The organism is Morganella morganii (assembly GCF_041099235.1).
In the GTDB taxonomy this organism is placed as follows: domain Bacteria; phylum Pseudomonadota; class Gammaproteobacteria; order Enterobacterales; family Enterobacteriaceae; genus Morganella; species Morganella morganii_E.
Genome location: NZ_JBFZSO010000005.1, coordinates 233,410 through 254,814, shown reverse-complemented (window position 1 = coordinate 254,814; position 21,405 = coordinate 233,410). Strand labels below are relative to the sequence as shown.

Annotated in this window: 18 protein-coding genes; 8 read left to right on the top strand and 10 right to left on the bottom strand. The window is 52.5% G+C overall.

Going from position 1 to position 21,405, the window contains the following annotated elements; genetic code table 11:
* Window positions 1-3: 3 nt before the first annotated feature.
* From gss to AB7038_RS11020, 8 genes are all read left to right on the top strand, one after another.
* On the top strand, window positions 4-1,896 hold the full coding sequence (gene gss / locus AB7038_RS11055; RefSeq protein WP_368889127.1) for a bifunctional glutathionylspermidine amidase/synthase: 1,893 nt from the start codon (window positions 4-6) through the stop codon (window positions 1,894-1,896).
* A 201-nt stretch (window positions 1,897-2,097) separates the two neighbouring features.
* Window positions 2,098-2,346, top strand: a complete 249-nt coding sequence (locus AB7038_RS11050; protein WP_024474782.1) for a type B 50S ribosomal protein L31 — start codon at window positions 2,098-2,100, stop codon at window positions 2,344-2,346.
* Between the two features lie 17 nt (window positions 2,347-2,363).
* Complete coding sequence (gene ykgO / locus AB7038_RS11045; RefSeq protein WP_004237696.1) at window positions 2,364-2,489, top strand: type B 50S ribosomal protein L36; 126 nt, start codon at window positions 2,364-2,366, stop codon at window positions 2,487-2,489.
* Between the two features lie 2 nt (window positions 2,490-2,491).
* Window positions 2,492-3,136, top strand: a complete 645-nt coding sequence (gene zinT, locus AB7038_RS11040; protein ID WP_004237697.1) for a metal-binding protein ZinT — start codon at window positions 2,492-2,494, stop codon at window positions 3,134-3,136.
* A 569-nt stretch (window positions 3,137-3,705) separates the two neighbouring features.
* Complete coding sequence (locus AB7038_RS11035; RefSeq protein WP_004237698.1) at window positions 3,706-4,797, top strand: PfkB family carbohydrate kinase; 1,092 nt, start codon at window positions 3,706-3,708, stop codon at window positions 4,795-4,797.
* Window positions 4,794-5,726: a pseudouridine-5'-phosphate glycosidase gene (locus tag AB7038_RS11030; protein WP_025152683.1), complete on the top strand. Its 933-nt coding sequence runs from the start codon at window positions 4,794-4,796 to the stop codon at window positions 5,724-5,726. The genes AB7038_RS11035 and AB7038_RS11030 overlap by 4 nt, the downstream gene beginning before the upstream one ends.
* Before the next feature lie 129 nt (window positions 5,727-5,855).
* Window positions 5,856-7,118: a NupC/NupG family nucleoside CNT transporter gene (locus AB7038_RS11025; protein WP_072869777.1), complete on the top strand. Its 1,263-nt coding sequence runs from the start codon at window positions 5,856-5,858 to the stop codon at window positions 7,116-7,118.
* A gap of 303 nt (window positions 7,119-7,421) precedes the next feature.
* A complete protein-coding gene (locus AB7038_RS11020) occupies window positions 7,422-9,386 on the top strand; it encodes an FAD-dependent oxidoreductase (protein WP_369453311.1) in 1,965 nt (654 codons plus the stop codon).
* A gap of 69 nt (window positions 9,387-9,455) precedes the next feature.
* On the opposite strand, the gene AB7038_RS11015 is transcribed toward AB7038_RS11020, so the two are convergent.
* The 10 genes from AB7038_RS11015 to agaV all read right to left on the bottom strand — a co-directional run bounded on the left by AB7038_RS11015 (window position 9,456) and on the right by agaV (window position 21,404).
* Window positions 9,456-10,937: a nucleobase:cation symporter-2 family protein gene (locus AB7038_RS11015; RefSeq protein ID WP_368889124.1), complete on the bottom strand. Its 1,482-nt coding sequence runs from the start codon at window positions 10,935-10,937 to the stop codon at window positions 9,456-9,458.
* A 1,623-nt stretch (window positions 10,938-12,560) separates the two neighbouring features.
* Window positions 12,561-13,733, bottom strand: coding sequence for a MalY/PatB family protein (locus tag AB7038_RS11010; RefSeq protein WP_368889123.1), 1,173 nt, complete (start codon window positions 13,731-13,733; stop codon window positions 12,561-12,563).
* Between the two features lie 12 nt (window positions 13,734-13,745).
* Window positions 13,746-15,317, bottom strand: coding sequence for a maltose/glucose-specific PTS transporter subunit IIBC (malX, locus tag AB7038_RS11005; protein ID WP_369453310.1), 1,572 nt, complete (start codon window positions 15,315-15,317; stop codon window positions 13,746-13,748).
* A gap of 59 nt (window positions 15,318-15,376) precedes the next feature.
* Window positions 15,377-16,234: a tagatose-bisphosphate aldolase subunit KbaY gene (gene kbaY, locus AB7038_RS11000; RefSeq protein WP_072869786.1), complete on the bottom strand. Its 858-nt coding sequence runs from the start codon at window positions 16,232-16,234 to the stop codon at window positions 15,377-15,379.
* A 2-nt stretch (window positions 16,235-16,236) separates the two neighbouring features.
* Window positions 16,237-17,406 (bottom strand): SIS domain-containing protein, encoded by a 1,170-nt coding sequence (locus tag AB7038_RS10995; protein WP_369453309.1) that lies wholly within the window; start codon window positions 17,404-17,406, stop codon window positions 16,237-16,239.
* A 283-nt stretch (window positions 17,407-17,689) separates the two neighbouring features.
* Window positions 17,690-18,829 (bottom strand): N-acetylglucosamine-6-phosphate deacetylase, encoded by a 1,140-nt coding sequence (gene nagA, locus AB7038_RS10990; RefSeq protein WP_369453308.1) that lies wholly within the window; start codon window positions 18,827-18,829, stop codon window positions 17,690-17,692.
* Window positions 18,826-19,260, bottom strand: coding sequence for a PTS galactosamine/N-acetylgalactosamine transporter subunit IIA (gene agaF, locus AB7038_RS10985; RefSeq protein ID WP_004240974.1), 435 nt, complete (start codon window positions 19,258-19,260; stop codon window positions 18,826-18,828). Before agaF ends, nagA begins: the two co-directional genes overlap by 4 nt.
* A 15-nt stretch (window positions 19,261-19,275) precedes the next feature.
* Window positions 19,276-20,151 (bottom strand): PTS N-acetylgalactosamine transporter subunit IID, encoded by an 876-nt coding sequence (gene agaE, locus AB7038_RS10980; protein ID WP_004237712.1) that lies wholly within the window; start codon window positions 20,149-20,151, stop codon window positions 19,276-19,278.
* On the bottom strand, window positions 20,141-20,920 hold the full coding sequence (agaW, locus tag AB7038_RS10975; RefSeq protein WP_004237713.1) for a PTS N-acetylgalactosamine transporter subunit IIC: 780 nt from the start codon (window positions 20,918-20,920) through the stop codon (window positions 20,141-20,143). Before agaW ends, agaE begins: the two co-directional genes overlap by 11 nt.
* A gap of 10 nt (window positions 20,921-20,930) precedes the next feature.
* The gene (agaV, locus tag AB7038_RS10970; RefSeq protein WP_004237714.1) at window positions 20,931-21,404 is read right to left on the bottom strand and encodes a PTS N-acetylgalactosamine transporter subunit IIB; all 474 of its coding nucleotides are present in this window, start codon (window positions 21,402-21,404) and stop codon (window positions 20,931-20,933) included.
* Window position 21,405 lies beyond the last annotated feature (1 nt).

The window sequence follows — 21,405 nt, the reverse complement described above, 5'->3', positions numbered from 1 at the left end:
ACTATGAGTGGAATCATCACGGAGCATGAACCTTTCGGCACATTACTGGGCTATGCGCCCGGCGGTGTGGCTATCTATTCCTCTGACTACGATACCATCACGGAAGCAGAGAAAGAGGATGATATTTCCTTCCGCAGTTATATCGGAAATGAATATATGGGATACAAATGGCAGTGTGTGGAATTTGCCCGCCGCTTCCTGTATCTCAATTACGGTGTGGTGTTTACCGATGTCGGTATGGCGTATGAGATTTTTTCCCTGCGTTTTCTGCGTCATGTGGTGGATGACAGCATTCTGCCGCTGCGGGCGTTTAAAAACGGCTGCCAGCAGGCACCGGTAGCGGGGGCATTGCTTATCTGGCAGGAAGGGGGCGAGTTTAAGCGCACCGGACATGTGGCGGTGATAACCCAGGTGTGTGCGGATAAAGTCCGGATTGTGGAGCAGAACGTCATCCACCATAAACTGCCGCGCGGTCAGCAATGGACCCGTGAGCTGCCGATGCATGTCAAAGACGGTTATTACACATTGTCGGATACATTTCCGGACACACAGATCCTCGGCTGGATGATCCAGACAATTGATGATGAATATGCGTGGACAGAACCGGCGGTGGATCCTGCGCTGATGACACTTCATGCCGCCCGTCTGGATGAGAAAGCCGACTTCACCGGAAAATGGCTGGATGAGTCGGATCCGATGGAAAAAGCCTACGTTAAAGCTAATCACGGCCACAATCTGAATGCGGATCCGCATGAGTATTTCACCATTTCGGAAACCGCCGAAAATGCCCTGATGCAGGCGACCAACGAAGTCCATCTGATGTATCTGCACGCCACCGAAAAAGTGCTGAAAGATGACAATTTGCTGAAATTATTCAATATCCCTGAAATCCTCTGGCCGAGACTGCGGCTTTCCTGGCAGAACCGGCGCCATGATATGGTGACCGGCAGACTGGATTTCTGCATGGATGAGCGCGGGCTGAAAGTGTATGAATACAATGCTGATTCTGCTTCCTGCCATGCGGAAACCGGGCGGATTATTGAAAAATGGGCGAAACAGGGCGGGCTGACAGAAGGCTGGGATCCGGGGGAACGCCTGTCAGAAATGCTGGCGGATATCTGGAAACACACCTCGGCCAAGCCGTTTATCCACATTATGCAGGATAAAGACAGCGAAGAGGATTACCACGCCCTCAATATGGCTCAGGCCATTACGGCGGCAGGGTACGGATACCGGATCATTCACGGGCTGGATGAACTGAGCTGGAACGAAAGCGGACAGGTTATCGACGGCGAAGGGCGTGTGCTCAAATGTGTCTGGAAAACCTGGGCGTGGGAAACGGCGCTGGAACAGCTGCGTCAGGAAAGTGAAAGTGACCGGACATACTCCGCGCTGCCTATCCGTACCGGTCATCCGCGCCATGAAAATGATGTGCGGCTGATTGATGTGCTGCTGCGCCCGGAAATCCGGGTATTTGAGCCACTGTGGACGGTGATCCCGGGCAACAAAGCGATTCTGCCGATCCTGTGGTCGCTGTTCCCGCATCATCCTTATCTGCTGGATACGGAATTTGAACTCAGCGACGAACTGCGCCGGACCGGTTATGCGGTTAAACCGATCGCCGGACGCTGCGGCAGCAATATCGGGCTGGTGGATCACCGCGATGAAGTGCTGGATGAAACCTGCGGCCGTTTCGGTGAGCAGGAAAACGTCTATCAGCAGCTCTGGTGTTTACCGAAAGTGGCAGGCCGCTATATCCAGATGTGCACCTTTACCGTCGGCGGCCACTACGGTGGTGTCTGTCTGCGTTCGGATCCGTCTCTGGTTATCAAAAAAGAGAGTGATATTGAGCCGCTGCGGGTACTGGAGGATAAGGACTTTCTGGCAGAAGGCTGATTTCTGACCGTTGTGTTTATCCCGGGCAGCCACCGGATTCACCGGTGGCTGCCCGTTTTTATATCCTTTTGATCTGATTTATATTTCCTTTCTTTTCGCGAACGAACTCCTTTCCCGTATAAAAATCAGGGTTAAAAAACAGTGGTCAACCGCAATAAAAATCATTATTGTTATATTATAACATAACAAAATGAGGCGACCATGAAACCCGATATTCATCCGGATTACCGGACAGTCATCTTCCACGACACCGCAGCAGACGTGTATTTCAAAGTCGGATCCACTATCAGAACGGAAAGAACCATTGAGTTTGAAGGGCAGACTTATCCTTATGTCACTCTGGATGTCTCGTCCCACTCTCACCCGTTCTATACCGGCAAACAGAAAACACACTCTCAGGAAGGGAATGTGGCCCGTTTTACCAAGCGCTTCGGGCGTTTTGTCCATTAAAAGAAGAGGAAAAACCGATGCAGGTATTAAGTTCACTGAAAAGTGCGAAACAGCGTCATCCGGACTGTAAAATTGTCCGCCGTCGCGGCCGTATTTATGTGATTTGTAAGTCCAATCCGCGTTTTAAAGCCGTACAGGGGTGATTATGACAGCTAAATCAGTTCTCCCGTTACTGTTATTGGCGGGATTATTCAGCGGTGCGGCAGCGGCACACGGACACCATCACGATAAACCGCAGACAGAAGCACAGCGCAAGGCCGCAGAAGGGATTTTTGCGGATAAGGATGTCAAAGACCGGCAGCTGAGTGACTGGGACGGGGTCTGGCAGTCGGTTGAGCCTTATCTGGCCAGCGGCGAGCTGGATCCGGTGATGCAGGCGAAGGCCGCGAAGAATGGCGATAAAACTGCAGAAGAGTATCGTGCTTATTATACAAAGGGATATAAAACCGATGTGGATATGATTGGTATTGAAAATAATATCATCGAATTCCATCGCGGGGATAAGGTGGATCAGTGTGAGTATCAGTATGCCGGTTACCGGATCCTGAATTACACCTCCGGCAAGAAAGGGGCACGTTATCTGTTTGAGTGCAAAGATAAAAACAGTCATGCACCGAAATATATCCAGTTCAGCGACCATATCATTGCGCCGGAAAAAGCAGGTCATTTCCACCTGTATATGGGCAATGAGTCCCAGGAGGCACTCCTGACTCAGCTGGATAACTGGCCGACCTATTATCCTTATACGATGAGCGGAAAAGATATCGTTCACGAAATGCTGCACCACTGACAGTAAAGCTGCACAGCAATATAAAACCGGCAGCCCGGAAATAATCTCTGTTTCCGGGCTGTTTTGTTATTTCATTAACAAATGAATATAAAACTTGATTAATCGTGTCAGTTCAAAATAAAATAAGAATAAGCGATTCAGCAAGTCAGTTTAAACAGATTTACCGTAATAAATATCGGGTCTTTTCTGTTTTCATTCCGTGCTTGTTTATTTGATATCAGTCACATTATCTATGTAACGATAAAATGCACATTTCAGTATTATCATTCTAAGATCATGAAAACAAACAGATGTTTGCTTATATAACAACCAGCACATAACAGATTGATAGATATGAAAATTATTTTTAATTAAATCCTGTTTTTTTGAAGGTTATTATTTTGTGTTTTTTATTTTATTTTTGAAGATATAAAAAATATGATCTCTCTCCTGTTTTTCTGCTGAAAATCCACTTATCTCATTTTACGATCATCCCTTAAATTCCGGCGAAATCTTTATTTCAGCGCTTTACTTTGTAGCGGACAAAAAATAAAACAAGCACATGTTTAATAACCAACAAGTGTCCGCTTATGACCAGTCGAGAAAAACAAATCCTTCAGATCCTCCGGCGTGACCCGCTCATTCCGCAGCAGGAACTGGCCGGCGTATTAGGTATCAGCCGCTCTGCGGTGGCCGGACATATCATGAATCTGATGAATAAAGGCTATATCAAGGGTAAGGGATACATTCTCTCCGAGCACCGCTATGTGGTGACTGTCGGTTCAGCCAATATGGATGTTTGTGGTTATTCTGACCTGAATCTGGTGTATGAAGATTCTAATCCCGGTCACATTAAATGTTCACCCGGCGGGGTCGGGCGCAATATCGCCCAGAATATTGCCCTGCTGGGCTGTGAGTCTCATTTTATCTCCGTTATCGGTGATGATTTCTACGGTAATACTCTGTATGAGCAGGCAAAACTGGCTGGTGTGAATGTCAGTAATCTGCACCGTCTGCACGGGGAAACCACCTCCACCTATCTGTCACTGCTGGATCCGCAGGGTGAAATGATCACCGCGATCAATGACATGCGTATCCTGGAAAAACTGACCCCGGCGCTGCTGGCGACCTCCCGCGACCTGATCCGGCATGCCGGTGTGCTGGTGGCGGACTGTAATCTGTCAGAAGGCGCGCTGGAGTGGCTGTTTACCAATGCAGGCAATGTACCGGTCTTTGTCGATACCGTTTCCGCGTTCAAAGCAAACAAAATCAAGCCGTGGCTCAGCCATATCCACACCCTGAAACCGAACCGCTTTGAGGCGGAAATTCTCACCGGTATCAAAGTAGAAAATAAACAGGATGTGGTGCGTGCCGCCAATGCTCTGCATGAGCAGGGGGTGCAGCGCATTGCTCTGAGTATGGGCGGCGAAGGCGTTTATTACAGCGAGGCAGGCGGCGAAAACGGCTGGTCGAAGCCGTTCAGTGTCCACATTGTCAATGTGACCGGTGCCGGTGATGCCATGATGGCAGGCCTTGCCCGCTGCTGGCTCGAAGGCGAGCCGCTGTCACAGAGTATCCGTTTTTCCCAGGGCTGCTCCGCCCTGACGCTCGCCAGCGAGCTGACAAATAATCCCGGTCTGTCAAAAGACAGTGTTCACAAACTAATGGAATCACAAGCATGAAAACTCAACAACTGAACGCAGAATATCTGGATATTTCCCCTGAGGTTGCACAGGCGCTCGCGGAGAAAAAGCCGGTTGTGGCACTGGAATCCACCATTATTTCTCACGGCATGCCGTATCCGGACAACGTGAAAATGGCACTGGAAGTTGAACAGCGTATCCGCGACAACGGCGCGATCCCGGCAACGATTGCTGTCATTAACGGCCGCATGAAAGCGGGTCTGTCTCATGATGAGATTGAGATGCTCGGCAAAGAAGGCCACAAGGTGATGAAAGTGAGCCGCCGCGACCTGCCGTTTGTGATCGCTCAGGGCATTCACGGTGCGACGACCGTTGCCTCCACCATGATTATCGCGGAAATGGCCGGGATTGCTGTTTTTGCCACCGGCGGGATCGGCGGTGTGCATCGCGGCGCGGAACACACCTTTGATATCTCAGCAGATTTACAGGAACTGGCACAAACCAATGTCGCGGTTGTCTGCGCGGGAGCCAAATCTATCCTGGATCTGGGGCTGACCACAGAATATCTGGAAACCTATGGCGTACCGGTCGTCGGCTATCAGACGGATAAATTACCGGCATTCTTCTGCCGTGAAAGTGAATTCCCGGTCACCATCCGCATGGAAACCCCGGAAAACGTGGCAAAAGCACTGCACGCCAAGTGGGCGACCGGTCTGAACGGCGGCATGGTCATTGCCAACCCGATTCCGCATGAGTTCGCCATGCCGGAAGAAACCATCAACAGCGCGATCGCACAGGCGGTGCGCGAAGCGGATGAGCAGGGCATTAACGGCAAAGCAAGCACACCGTTCCTGCTGGCCCGTGTGGCAGAGCTGACCGGCGGTAACAGTGTGAACTCCAACATTGAACTGGTGTTCAATAACGCGAAACTGGCTGCCCGTATCGCCTCCGCTTATCAGCAACTGTAAGCGGCTGACCGGTAACCGGTCATAACAATGAATGAAATACCTGACCCGGTAAGGTGCTGATCTCACAATCAGCCTTTACCGGGCATTGCAGCATACAACTGATGAGTATAATAACCACGGGGCCGGATTATGGATTTATTACGGAGTTTGGCGGGGATCGGCGTCTTATTACTGATAGCATTTCTCTTTTCGGTGAATAAGCGGAAAATCAGTCTGCGCACTGTCGGCGCGGCACTGCTGTTACAGGTGGCACTCGGTGCCATCATGCTGTATATCCCGGCGGGGAAATGGTTTATTCAGACCATCGCGTCGGGCGTGAACAACGTTATTGCCTACAGTGACGCGGGCAGTTCCTTTATTTTCGGCAGCCTGGTCGGCCCGAAAATGGATGTGTTATTTGACGGCGCCGGGTTTATCTTTGCATTCCGCGTCTTACCGGCCATTATCTTTATTACTTCTCTGATCGCGATTTTGTATTACCTCGGCATTATGCGCTGGGTGATCAACGTTCTGGCGTATGTCTTCCAGAAGACCATGAAAATCAGCAAGATAGAATCTTTTGCGGCAGTAACCACTATTTTCCTCGGTCAGAATGAGTTACCGGCGGTACTGAAACCCTTTGTCAGCCGGATGAATAACAATGAATTATTCACCGTGATTTGCAGCGGCATGGCTTCTATCGCCGGGTCAATGCTGGTGGGTTACGCCGGACTGGGTGTACCGATTGAATATCTGCTGGCGGCATCTCTGATGGCGATTCCGGGCGGGATTCTGTTTGCGCGGATGTTAAGCCCGGCGACACAGGAATCCACCGTGGAATTCACCGAAATCTCCTTCAGTGAAAAACGCCCGGCCAGCATTATTGAGGCGGCGGCAGGCGGTGCGATGCTCGGGCTGAAAATTGCTGTCGGCGTGGCAACGGTGGTGCTGGCGTTTGTGGCACTGATTGCCCTGATTAACGGACTGATTGGTGGCCTCGGCGGCGTTATGGGTTTTGAGGGGGTCAGCCTGCAAAGCCTGTTCGGCTATATTTTCTCACCACTGGCGTATCTGATGGGGGTGAGCAGTGAGCACATTGCGCTGGCGGGCAGCTTGATCGGCGAAAAACTGGCGATCAACGAGTTTGTGGCCTATGTGGATTTCTCCCCGCATTTACACGACGGCACGCTGGATGCCAAAACGATTGCGGTGATCTCTTTTGCCTTATGCGGTTTTGCCAACTTCGGTTCGATTGCGGTGGTGGTCGGGGCGTTTAGTGCGGTTGCACCGGAGCGGGCATCGGATATCGCCCGTGTGGGCGTCCGCGCGCTGCTGGCAGCGACCTTATCCAACCTGATGAGCGCCACTATTGCCGGATTGTTTATCGGCCTGGCTGTGGCACCGGGTGTCTGACCGGTTCAGATGAATGTCCGGTATATACAGCCGCTTCCTTATACAGGAAGCGGCTGTTACCAGCTGATACGATTCAATTTTTTTTATTCCGCTTAAGACCGCGTCAGGTCAAAAAAACAAATCCCGCTCCCCGTTAAAGTAAAAAAAATCCGGTAGCCCTGTTGCGCGTGTGTTATTGCCTTCCTGCATCCGCAGAATTTGACCCGCCCCGCAAAATGACCATAAAACCGACAAAGAAGGGCCGAATGAGCCCGGTTATTGCATGGTTACCAATACCGAAAACCCGGAAAGCGATAGGTGAACATGAACAAATGTATAGTTGCGGACAGCCAGAAATGCATCGGGTGTCACGCCTGCGAAATTGCCTGCGTTGTCGCGCATAATGATCACCACTGGCCACATGACAGCCGTGATTACGCCCCCCGTATCCGTGTCATGTTCAAAGAGAGTGACAGCCTCGCTGTCACCTGCCGCCAGTGCGAAGATGCCCCCTGTGCCGCTGCCTGCCCGGTGGATGCCCTGTATGTGGCGGACAATATAGTCAAACTGGATCAGGAAAAATGTATCGGCTGTAAAAGCTGTGTGCTGGTCTGCCCGTTCGGGGCGATGGAAATGGTGATGACGTTCGATCACTCGCACGAACTGGCGCAGAAATGCGACTTATGTGATACCACCGGCGGGTCACCCGCGTGCGTGGCTAACTGCCCGACCAATGCACTCAGCATCCTGGATGAACATAAACTGGTGATCCTGCGCAATGACCGCCTGATGCGGGCAGCCACCGGCGCATACAACCAGGCGCGTCAGTCGGAAATCCGTTTTGAGATCCTCAAACGTCCGCCGCGTGAAGGAACAAAGAAACAGAGTGCGGCTCTGCGTAAAAATCATTTCGGCGAAATTTATATCGGGCTGAATGAACAGTGTGCCGGTTATGAAAGTGAGCGCTGCCTGTACTGCTCACAAAAGGCGATGTGTAACCTGTCATGCCCGCTGCATAACTCTATTCCGGATTTCGTCCGTCTGGTGCGCGAAGGAAAAATTATTGAGGCGGCGGAGCTGAGTAACTCTACCAGCTCGCTGCCGGAAATCTGCGGCCGTGTCTGCCCGCAGGACAGATTGTGCGAAAGCCGTTGTACGCTGCGTAACCACGGCGGCGCGGTCACTGTCGGGAACATCGAACGCTATATCACGGACACGGCCTTTGAGATGGGCTGGCGTCCGTCTGTGGCGGAGGATGTGGTTCCCCGCCCGGAACGTGTCGCGATTATCGGTGCCGGCCCTGCCGGACTGGGCTGTGCGGATGTGCTGACCCGTGCCGGGGTGAAAGCTGAAGTGTTTGAGCGCCATCCTGAAATCGGCGGGCTGCTGACCTTCGGGATCCCGCCGTTCAAGCTGGACAAACAGCTGATGGCACAGCGGCGGCAGATTTTTACGGATATGGGGATCTCCTTCCATCTGAACTGTGAAGTCGGCAAAGATATCCCGTTCAGCCGCCTGATGAGTGAGTATGACGCGGTACTGCTGGGTGTCGGCACCTACGGCATGATGAAAGCCGGGCTGGAGCACGAGGATTCCCCGGGCGTGGTGCAGGCACTGCCGTTCCTGATCGCCAGTACCCGCGAAGTGATGGGGCTGCCGGTGGCGGATGAATACCCGTGGATTGATGTGGAAGGGAAAAAAGTGGTGGTGCTCGGCGGCGGCGATACCGCGATGGACTGTGTCCGTACCGCTGTCCGCCGTGGGGCTGAGAGTGTTATCTGCGCCTACCGCCGTGATGAGGCCAGTATGCCGGGCTCGAAGAAAGAGGTGATCAACGCCCGCGAAGAGGGTGTGGAATTCCTCTATAACGTGCAGCCGCAGTTTATTGACCGCACAGAGCAGGGGGCTGTCAGCGGTATCGGGCTTATCCGCACACAACTCGGTGAACCGGGGCCGGATGGCCGCCGCCGTCCGAAACCGGTGGAAGGGTCTGAATTTATCCTTGATGCGGATGTGCTGATTATGGCATTCGGCTTCCAGTCGCATCCGATGCCGTGGCTCAGCGGTTATAATGTCCAGCTGGATAAATGGGGACAGATTAAAACCGGCGGTAATGGCCGCATGAGTAACCAGACCACCAACCCGAAAATCTTTGCTTCCGGTGATGCGGTGCACGGCGCGGATCTGGTGGTCACCGCTATGGCTGCCGGTCGTCAGGCCGCCCGCGAGATGCTGAGTATGTTCGATGAACAGGCACAGTCACCACAGGCGATGGTCAGTAACGCATAATAGTGAGCAGTAAAAACAAAACCGCGATAATGATTATCGCGGTTTTTTTACGGGCAGAAATCAGAGAGGTCAGATAACGCGTTTGTTCTCCGCATTCATGGCCATATCCGGCAGGTCACGCTCTGCATCCGGGATATCCAGCATGGCTTCCAGCTCGTCTGCCAGCATATCCGGCTCTTCCTCATTGGCCGCGCCGCGTGGTTGTCCGACCGGAATCAGCAGATTCAGGATAATCGCCGTCAGACCGCCGACACAAATCGGGTTCTCGGCAAGGATATATAAAGACGGCGGCAGGATACTGAAGATCTGCGGATCATAAGAAACACCCAGCCCGAGACCCAGGGATGTTGCCACAATCAGGGTTTCGCGGCGGCGCAGACCGTTGGAGATAATAATGCGCAGCCCGGCAATGGCAATCATGGAGAACATCAGTGTCATTGCCCCGCCCAGTACCGGTGCCGGAATGGTGGTAAAGAACCAGCCGATACTCGGGAACAGGCCCAGGAACACCAGAATCACAGCAATAAAGCGCCCGATATAACTGGAGGCCACACCGGTCATCTGGATCACACCGTTGTTCTGGGCAAAGGTGGTCAGCGGCAGCGAGCCGAGAGCTGACGCGATAACGGACACCACACCATCCGCCATCACACCGCCTTTCAGCCGGTTCTGGTACACCTCACCTTTAATCGGCTGATTGGACACCATGGCTGTCGCTGTCAGGTTGCCGACTGCTTCCAGCACGCTGAGAATATAAATAATGGCGACCACCAGGAAGTGGGTAAAATTAAATGAGAAGCCGAATTTAAACGGCACCGGGACCGTAATAAACGCTGTGTTCTGATAGGTGCTGAAATCCACCAGTCCGAGGAACAGCGAAGCAATGTAGCCTGCCACCAGGGCAATGGCGATCCCGCCCATCCGCAGCAGAGGGCTTTTGCAGCAGTTAAAGCCGATCACCACCAGCAGGACCAGTAATCCCACACCGATATTTTCATAGTTGCCGTATGTGCCGGCTGATTTGGCGGAGAAACCGCCGCCGAAGTCGATAATTCCGACCTTGATAAGGCTCAGGCCGATCATCAGCACCACCACGCCGCTGACAGTCGGGGTGATTATCCGGCGCAGATAAGGCAGCACAAAAGAGGAACCGACAACCAGGAAAGCACCGGCGAAAGAGACACCGAGCAGAGAGGACAAAATCAGTTCTTCATGGATCCCGTCACTGCGCATAGCGGTGCCGATGGCAATCATGGCAGTCACGAATGAGAAGTTGACGGACTGAATGGATAACAGGCCGGAGCCCATCGGCCCATAGCGGTTAACCTGTATCCAGGTGCCGATGCCGGAGGCAATCATGACCATAGAAACCAGATAAGCTGTGGTATCGGCGGATAAATCCAGGGCTTTGCCCACAATCAGGGCAGGCATCACCATCGGAACAAACAGGGCCAATAAATGGGTTACCGCACCAAGAAGGGCCTGGAAAAACGGGGGCTTGTCGTCCAGCTGATAGATTAGATCAGAGGTTGGATGATTGAGATCTGACATCCTTCTCTCCTTTATAATAAATGGAATGAGAGGTCATACGTCGGCCTCAGCGGATCGTTTGGTACAGGGAATAAAGCAATAACTGAACCAGCGGCGCGGCAAAGAAATAAAAATGTGAGAGATCTCTTAAATCATCTGCGATTTGTGAAACGTGTCACCGGGGATTTGCGAAGGGCTTTCCGTACCGGTCAGCCGGGCGGGAGAAAAGCAGAGTGAACAGGGTTTGTACAGTATGAGAATGATATCATCTCATTTTGATAATGAAACGGCAGTGATAATGGTATGCCTCCGGAAGCTTACGCCGGAAGGGGATGCCGGTGCTCTGCGGAGTGACTATCGCGGTAATTAAATTTTATTTAAATAAGGTATTTCCATTTTTTGTTAATGGAATTATATTAGAAAATGGTTTATTAAATAATAAATGCTAATTAAGAATGTACAATTATCTTAAATAAATTGGCAAAGGTAAAAGTGGATTACGTTATTTTACTGATATTCATTATATAAATTAACATTTTCATGTTGTTTTTTTGTTATATCATCAGCATGTTATTGTTCAGTGCAAATAATCACGGCTCAGCTAATTTATTAATATAGTATTTATAATCAATATATTATGTGTATTTTGATGGGGTCACGGGTTATGCATGAGATGAGTATTATCCTAAAAATACATCAGTGTCATATAAAATGATCTGGCCTTAAATTTTATCAAAATAATCATATGACATGCTCGTCCGGATTTTTTATCTGTTTGCATCAATAATGTGGTGTTTTATTGTGTATTTATATAACTCATCGCTTTTTTATGTCATAAACAAAAGAAGAAGAAATACTAATAAAAGGAGTGAAGATGAAAAGTTAAGCTATTTACGCATAAAGCTAATCCATTTCTTATTGACGATATATTTTATGATGATAATCTTTAATCTTAATAAGGGACTGAGTTATGTTTGTTTTCTTCCGGGTAAATACGTTCCTTTTTTTAAAATGAGCATTTTCTTATTGGCCTTTGTGTTTTTTAAATGTAAATTAAAATTGTGTTCACGTCATTATTCTCAGTTTTAATTAAGTGTAGTGATGTTGTTTTATCATTCACGCCGGGCGTGAACTGTAAATTAATCTTCAGATATACCACTGAAAATATTAAAAAATGCAGTTATTACAGATGTTTCTTATAACCGGAGTGTTATAAGTTAATATACCCGCAAGGATGCGAATATAACCTGACTGAGTCGTTATTATCTTAAAAAATAAAGGAATTATTTTTTAATGATTTAGCGGGATAACGGATATATCCCACAGGGACATAAACGGATGTTACCGGACAAGGTTGCCCGGTGTAAACGGACTTACCACACGGATGTATTATCAGGGAGCCTGTGTTTTATCATCACAGGTAATAAAAGGATTTACCCCGGGAAGGGGACGGTAAAAGGAATTTACCGTTACACGGAAGTAAGAGCTGACAGGTGTCATGCCCCGATGCTCTGATGAAAACGGACTTTCACTGCAGTGCGCATGACAAATCAGAGCAGTTAAGTGTTGTCAGTACAAGGTAAAACATCGGTAATTATGGCGACCCTGTTGACGGAATACAGCAAGGTCGCCAATTTTTTTCTGTTACCGGGCGTTTTTCAGACGGTTTACCGCTTCTGCCAGCAGTGCGCGCGGCGTACCGAAGTTAATCCGCAGATACTGTTCGCCATCCGCCACATAATGACTGCCGTCCTCAACCACCACGCCGGTCTGCCGGGCATAATCCAGTGTCAGTTCCGTCGCTGTGCGTCCGGTGGCGCTGATATTAACCCAGGCGAGGTAAGAGGATTCCGGCTGCATCATCTGCCAGTCCGGGAAATGCTCTGCAACGGCCTGTGCCAGATAATCCGCATTGCCTCTCAGGTAGCGGTTCAGCTCATCCAGCCAGTCCGTGCTGTTGTTGTAAGCCTCAATAATACCCCATACCCCGAACAGATTAGGTGAGGTAATGGAGTTTTTCTCCAGCTGACGGCGGAATTGTGCCCGCAGTGCCGGGTCGGGGATGATGCTGTAAGAGGTTTTCAGCCCGCCGAGGTTAAAGGCTTTGTTCGGTGAGGTCAGGAGGATCAGATTCTCCGGCGCTGCACATCCCGGGCGCAGACAGCCGGTGAAACTGCCGTACAGCACATGCTCCGCATGCACTTCATCAATCACCAGCAGCACATCGTATTGCAGACACAAATCCGAGACCTGTTTTATCTCTGCCGCTGTCCAGATACGGCCGGACGGATTGTGCGGCGAGCAGAACAGCCAGACTTTCGGCCGGTGTTCGCGCATCTGCGCCTCAATATGGTCAAAATCAAGGTGATAGCGGTTATCCCGCGCCACCAGCGGATTGGTCAGCACGGTAACATTCTGCCGGGTCACCGCATGAGCAAACGGATCATACACCGGTGTATTCATCATCACACAGTCGCCGGGCTGACAGAATGCCTGTACCAGATAGTGCAGGGTGGAAACCGTGCCGTAACTGAGTGTCACCCACTCCCGCTGAACCGTGACCTGATGGCGCTCTGCCTGGAAGCGGACCACTGCATCGTAAAATTCATCAAAGCACCAGGTGTAGCCGAAGGTACCGTGCTGCGCCACCTGAGTGAACCGCTCAATCACCGCGGGCGGGGACTTGAAATCCATATCCGCTATCCACAGCGGAATGAAATCCTGCGGGACATCCCCGAAGCGGGAACAGACATACTGATGATCCCATTTCCGGCAGCGGTCACTTTTGCGCTCAATTATTTCATCAAAATCGTACATGCTCAGTTCCTGTTAAATTAAAGCTTCAATGCCGGATTTCACACTCTGCACCTGCGGGCCGATAATCACCTGCACACTGTGGGCATCCAGTACCACCACAGAGAGGGCACCGGCTTCCTTCAGGGTTTTCTGATCTACCTTGTCCATATCTTTCACCACCAGACGCAGACGGGTGATACAGTTATCCAGCGAATCAATATTCTCTTTACCGCCGAGTGCGGTGAGGATCAGGTTGTGATCGTATTTGGCTTTGCCGCGTGCTTTTGTATTGGCTTTCACTGCCTGTTCAGCACCGTCAGCGGCATCTTCACGGCCCGGTGTTTTGACATCATGCTTCAGAATGTACCAGCGGAAGACAAAGAAGTAGATAGCGAACCAGATAATCCCGACCGGGAACACCAGATACCATTTGGTGGCCGTTCCCTGCATGATGCCGAAGATCAGCAGATCGAGAATCCCGCCGTCGGTGTTACCGATAGTCACGCCGAGCAGTGCCATCACCAGCAGGGCAAGACCGGACATAATAATGTGGAAGATATAGAGCACCGGCGCGATAAACAGGAACAGGAACTCAATCGGCTCGGAAATCCCGGTCACGACGGAAACCAGTACCCCGGACAGCAATAATCCTTTGATCACCGGACGGTTCTCCGGTTTTGCTGTGCGGTAGATAGCGTAGGCGACAGCCGGCAGACCAAAGATAAAGGTCGGCATAAAGCCCTGGGACAGGAAAGCGGTGACATGCGGGCTGAACGGCAGACCGGCTTTCAGTTCGGCGTAGAAAATATTCAGTGCCCCGGCGATTTCATAACCGTCAACAAATTCCGTGCCGCCGGCCGGGGTAAAGCGCACCATCGCCAGCAGAATATGATGCAGCCCGAACGGCTTGAGCAGCAACACACCAACGCCGTACAGGAACGGGCCGAAAACATCTGTGCTCTGGATAATATGGCCGATCCCGGCAATGCCCATGGCGACATATTTCCACAGGAACGGGATCGCAAGGCCGACCAGTGACAGCGTCAGCGCGGTGATAATCGGCACAAAACGGATGCCGCCGAAAAACGCGAAAGCATCATGCAGAACCGTATCCTGGAAACGCTGATGCAGAAAATAGGTGATAACGCCGACCACAATACCGCCCAGCACGCCCATTTCGAGAGTCTGAATACCGAGCACCACGGATTGCCCGACCTGCTTCATCATCGCCGGGTCGGCAAGCTGGTGGGTGACGGTCAGGTAATAATTGATGCTCATGTTCATCAGCATATAGCCGACAAACCCGGCAAAGGCACCGACCGCTTTGTTACGGTTTGCCAGCCCGAACGGAATGGCCATGGCAAACATCACCGGCAGATAGGTAAAAGCAAAGCCGCCGACCATCGCCATAAAACCAAAGGTCAGCTGGACAAATTCATTGCCGAGAAACGGAAAACTGCTGATAGCGGAAGGACTGGTGACCGAACTGCCTATCCCGAGTAATAACCCCATGAATGCCAGTAATGAGACGGGAAACATAAAGGTTTTCCCGAGACTTTGAAAAAATTCCCAGAGTTTGGATTTAAACGACTTTTCCTGCGACATCGTAGAGTACTCCAATGAAAAAGGCGGCACTGCGGGGGAACACAGTGCCGCCTGACGGGTTACAGAAGCTGACCTTCCGCACCACAGACCCTGATTTTATCGCGGACAACCGCTTTCATGGCATCCATACCGACCCGCATGTAATAGCGCGGATCGTTACCTTCCGGATTTTCCGCAAACCAGGCGCGGACTGCCCCGGCAAACGCGATTTTCAGCTCGGTGGCGACATTGACTTTGCACACCCCCAGCTCAATGGTACGGCGGACATCCGCATCCGGCACATCACTCGCGCCGTGCAGCACCAGCGGGATATCCGTAATACTGCGGATTTTTTCCAGCCGGGCGAAATCGATTTTCGGACGGCTGGTATACAGGCCGTGAGCGGTACCGATGGCCACCGCCAGGCTGTCGATGCCGGTCAGTTGTGCAAAGCGGCGCGCTTCATCCGGAGAGGTCAGAAAGGCACTTTCCGCATCCACATCCATATCATCCTCGACGCCGCCGAGACGGCCGAGTTCCGCTTCCACGCTGCAATCCTGACTGTGGCAGAAATCCACCACGGATTTGACCAGCGCGACATTCTCCTCAAACGGGAAATGGCTGCCGTCGATCATGGCACTGCGCACACCCTGGCCGACTTTGGTGCGGATATCGTCAAGGGTTTCGTGATGATCCAGATGCAGCGCAACCGGCATGGAAAACGAGCGGGAATAGGCATCACACAGTGCATAGATTTCCGGGAAACTGATGTGCTTAAAGGTGCCCGGCGTGCCCGCCAGAATCACCGGTGCGCGCAGTTCCGCACAGGCTTCCAGAATGGCCTGGATAGTTTCGGCGTTATGAATATTAAACGCCGGAACCGCATAGCCGTTGGCCTGTGCGTGTGTGAGCAGATATTTGGTTGAGATGATCCCCATGATTACGCTCCTGTGTTCTGGTTATTGAAGGGGTGAATAATCACGCCCTGAACAACGCGGTTAACGGTTCCGCTGGCAGACGGGGTATCCGGTGTGATGCCGGTTCTGACAGACTGACTGAGAGCAAATAACTGTGCATACGGCAGGAAACAGAACAGCAGTTCTGTATCGCTGAGAGCGCCACCGGCAGGCAGATAGCAGTGTGTTCCGGCGCTGATGGCGTCATCCGGCCGATCGGCTATTGCGACAACCTGTTTGGCGATCCGGTCGCGGCGCAGTTCGGCCAGCAGATCCAAATCATACTGACGGGTGTAAGGCTGGTTTGAGATGTACACAACCACCAGGGTGTCACCATCGACCAGCGATTTCGGGCCGTGGCGGAAGCCGGTCGGCGTGTCATAAAAGGCGGCGATTTTCCCGGCGGTCAGTTCCAGCAGTTTGAGGGCGGATTCGCGGGCCAGTCCCTGGAAGCTGCCGCTGCCGAGGTAAACCACGCGTTTAAAAGAATCATTGCCCGGCAGAATCTGTCCGCTGCTGCCATGCGCGGCGAGAATATCCCGTGCCCGCTGTGCCACAACGGCAAAGCGTTCCGTGCTGAACGTCTGCGGGGCGAGGGCGGCGAGGCAACTGCACATCATTGATGTGATGCTGCTGGTCATGGCAAAGGCCTTGTCATTGGTCTGCGGCGGCATCAGCAGGGCAAAACCGTTATCACTGCCCTGTACACGCTGATACAGATGTCCCTCTTTATTACAGGTGATCACCAGATGCGAACAGCGGGCAACACACTGATTAACAAGGTCAAACGTGGCAACACTTTCCGGGCTGTTACCGGAACGGGCAAAGGAAACCAGCAGTACCGGTTGCTGCTCAGGCAGATAATCCGCCGGATTGGTGACGATGTCGGTTGTCGGGATTGCCGTGACGCTTTTGCCGGTCAGGCGGCGCAGTACGGGCGAAATCATCTCGCCGATAAAGGCGGAGGTTCCGGCTCCGGTCAGAATGATGCGCAGGTTGTCCTGTGCCAGCAGCGGTGCCAGAAAGGCATCCAGCTGTGCGCGTTGTGAGTCGATTGAGTGTAATGCACTCATCCAGCAATCAGGTTGCTGGCGGATCTCCGTTTCCGTCCAGGTGGAATAGCGGGGTGTGGCGGCAGAAAGAGGGTCGTGCATAGCTTCATCCTTTACATGACGTTCAGCCGAAAGTGAAATGAATCAAAAGATCACCCGATCCGTCATTGCCTTTCGGTTGGTTTCGTTTTGAGGTTTCATTTCAATTTACAGGAAGGAAAACGAAGGATCAATGCAGTAATGAAAAGAAAACGAAAAGTGTGATTTGCACCACAAGTGAAATGATTAAGCTATTATTTATTAGTTAGTTATATAAAAATACCTGACAGGTAAACATAAGGAAAAGAAAGGTGCGGAGAGAGCCGCACCTCAGAATGAAAGAAAATCAGCGTACCGGCCGCCCGTGGATCCAGGTTTGTGTTACCCGCCAGTCACTGTTCAGGTCATTGAAATGTGCCCGTTTTCCTGCAGAGATACTGCCGTGTGTCGCGGTGATCCCCAGCAGTTGTGCCGGTTGCAGAGAGGCCATGCGGATGGCGGTTTCCGGCAGTGTGCCGGTATCACTAATCATCCGGCTGACCGCGTCATCCAGTGCCAGGGTACTACCCGCAAGGCCGCCGGAGGCGGTCCGGACAATGCCTGCTTTCATCGTGACATCATGGCCGCAGATATCATAAATGCCGTCCGGCTGCCCGGCAGCCCGCATGGCATCGGTGATCAGTACCGTGCGGTGTGCGGCACACTGACAGACAATCCGCATCACTGCCGGGTGGACATGGTGCCCGTCAGCGATAAGCTCCAGCCAGGCGCGCGGGTCGGATAATCCTGCTCCCGCCATGCCCGGCTCGCGATGATGCAGGCCGGTCATGCCGTTGAAACAGTGAACCAGCCCGTCAGCCCCGGCATCAAGTGCCGCCAGAGTCTGCTCATACGTGGCGGCACTGTGGCCGAGCATCACATTCAGCCCGCGTTGTTTCAGGTGGCGGATGGCAATCAGCGCCTCTGGTTTTTCCGGTGCCAGCGCAACTACTTTCAGTGTGCCCTGTGCATCGGCAATCAGGGTGTCCAGCTCGCTGATCTGTAATTCACGGAACAGCTCCGGCGGGTGCGCACCTTTGTTCTGCGGGGTGAAATACGGCCCTTCCAGATAACTGCCGAGCACTTCCGCCACCGGCTCTGTGATGGTCTGCTGCTGACAGTAACGGGCGATCCGCCCGAGAGTACTGCGCAGATCCGGCAGCGGGGCGGTCACCGTGGTGGCGAGCCACGCAGCGACCCCCTGTTGTGCCTTGAAAGCGGCAATGGTTTTCAGCGCCTGCGGGTTATCATCCATCACATCCATACCCTGTCCGCCGTGGACATGGGTATCGATGTAGGCGGGGCAGAGCTGCTCCGCATCAAACTGTGTTTCTTTTGCTGCCAGCGGCGTGACAGACGTAATGACACCGTCTGACACCGCCACCGCCTGATTTTCCCGCCAGCCGTATTCTGTCAGCACACGGCGGGCGCGGATTTGCTGAATCATATGCCTTCATCCTCCGTTTCACAGCAGCGTTCGCGCTGTAACTCGTCTGTCAGGCTGGTTAATCCGCGGTGTCCGCAGGCCAGTGCTTCACGGCGGAACTCAGCCGGAGAGAGAGAATCCCGCTCCAGTGCCATCTCCAGCAGCAGCTGCAGATTGGTGCCGGTGATCACTTCGCGGTCTTCCCGGCCCTGTGACAGGGTGGCCGCCACGCGGAACGGGGTACCGCCGAGAATATCGGTCAGGAAAATCACACTGTCGCAGTGTGACATCAGCGCCAGTGCGGCTTCCAGTTCCTGTGTCAGGCGGGCTGTGGTGGATTCCGCCGGAAAATCAACTGCCGCGAAATCCTCCTGTTCCCCGATAATCTGTAACATGGCTTTTTCCAGTCCGGAGGCAAAGCCCCCGTGACCACATAAAATAATTCCCGGCATCAGTTGCTCCTCTTATCACAGGAAATGGGCGAATTTACCGATAATACCCAGCGCCACGGTCAGTACAATCAGGCGCAGCGGGCTCCAGCCACGGCGCACCAGCCAGAACATTGACAGGGTGTAGACCAGCGGCAGAAAAGCAGGCATCAGCTTATCAATCACATCACTCTGTAATTTCACCACTGCATCACCGGCGGTAATCTCCAGCGTGGTTGAGAGCCGTACATACGTTGCCACCAGCGCGCCGATCACGGTCATCCCGACAATCGAGGCCGCATGGCCGACTTTTTTGGTATTGGCTTTGATAAGCGGAATGGCGGCAACCCCCATCCGGTAAGCATAGTGCGCCAGGCCGAAACGCAGCCCGAAATGGACAACGTTAAACATCACCAGGAACACCACAGCACCGAGAATCGAGCCCTGCAAGGCGAGGCTGGCACCGATACCGCCGCAGATAGGCAGCAGGGTCAGCCAGAACATGGCATCGCCGATCCCGCCCAGTGGTGCACCTACAGCAATTTTTGTGCTCTGGATACTGTTTACATCCTGTTTGGAACGTTCCATGGCCAGGATAATGCCGATAACAAAGGTCACCAGGAAAGGGTGGGTATTGAAGAATCCCATATGGCCTTTCATGGAGCGCGCCAGATCACGCGGATTGGTGTGGATTTTTTTCAGTGCGGGCAGTAAACCGTACAGCCAGCCCGCCGCCTGCATCCGCTCATAGTTAAAGGAGGCCTGTAACAGCAGGGAGCGCCATGCGACCCGGTTGATATCTTTGCGGGTCAGTTCCGCACCGGTGCTCTGATCTTCATACACGTTCTGGTTACAGTCTGCCGGCAGTAAGGTTTCCGCTTCTGCGGCAGATGAATGATTTTTTTCAGATGCCATCTTCAAATTCCTCGTGTGACGGTTGTGCCGGTTCGCTTTCTGCCGGTTTGCGGACAAAATCGATCATTGCCATCGCCAGTGCGGCGGCGGCGATTGCCAGAACCGGCAACTGAAGCCAGGCGGCGCCGACAAATCCCAGAATGAAATAAGGAATGTAGGCATTTTTCATCATGATTTTCAGCAGAACGGCAAACCCGATGGCAGGCATAATGCCGCCCGCGACACCCAGGCCGTCAATTAAGCGTGCAGGGAGTACATCAATCAGGGTTTTGGCGTGATCCGCCCCGAAATAGATCGGCAGGAAGGCACAGAGAAAATAGAATGTACCGAGCGCCAGCAGTGCGAGGTAGTTTATGCGCTCAATCCCCCGGGTATCGGCATTGGCAGCCATTTTGTCACAGCGGGACATCACACCGGACATGACCGAGAACAGGAAGGTGATCCCCATCTGCACCGCCACGGCAAACGGCACCGCAACACCAACCGCCACTTCCGGTTTGACCCCGGTGGAGATAGCAAACGCCGTACCGACAATGGTACCGATAATCACGTTCGGCGGCTGGGCACCGGCCAGCGGCGCGAGTCCCATCCAGACCAGTTCCAGCGTCCCGCCGGTCAGTATCCCGGTGTTGAGATCGCCGAGGATCAGACCGACCACCGGCCCCAGCACCACCGGACGGTGAATGTGTGTGAGCCCGTTAAACAGATCCAATCCGGCAATAAAGGCTACCAGCCCGAGAGCGATAGCTTGTAACAGACTGATTTCCATACATGTATCCTCAGAGCAGTTTGAACAGATCCTGCGCCGGTTCTGTCGGTACACCCTGGATATAACAGGCGACACCGGCCTCGTTAAGCCCGCGGAATGCGGCGATATCCGCCTCATCCACAGACACTGTTTTGGCAATCTGACGCTTGCCTTCGGTATAGTGAATATTGCCGACGTTAATACGTTCCACCGGAACGCCGCCTTTCACCAGGGTCAGAAAATCTGCCGGGGTTTTGCAGACCAGCAGAATTTTCTGGCGGTCAGCGGCTTTATGAATATTGTCGATCACTTTCTGCAGCGGCCAGAAACGCACGGCAATCCCTTCCGTCAGCACCATTTCCATCAGGTTTTGCTGTAACGGATCTTCCGCCACCTCATCATTGGCGACCAGTACCAGGTTGGCACCGGCAAATCCCACCCACTGGACACCAACCTGTCCGTGGATTAACCGTTCATCAATACGACTTAACACAATATTTGGCATG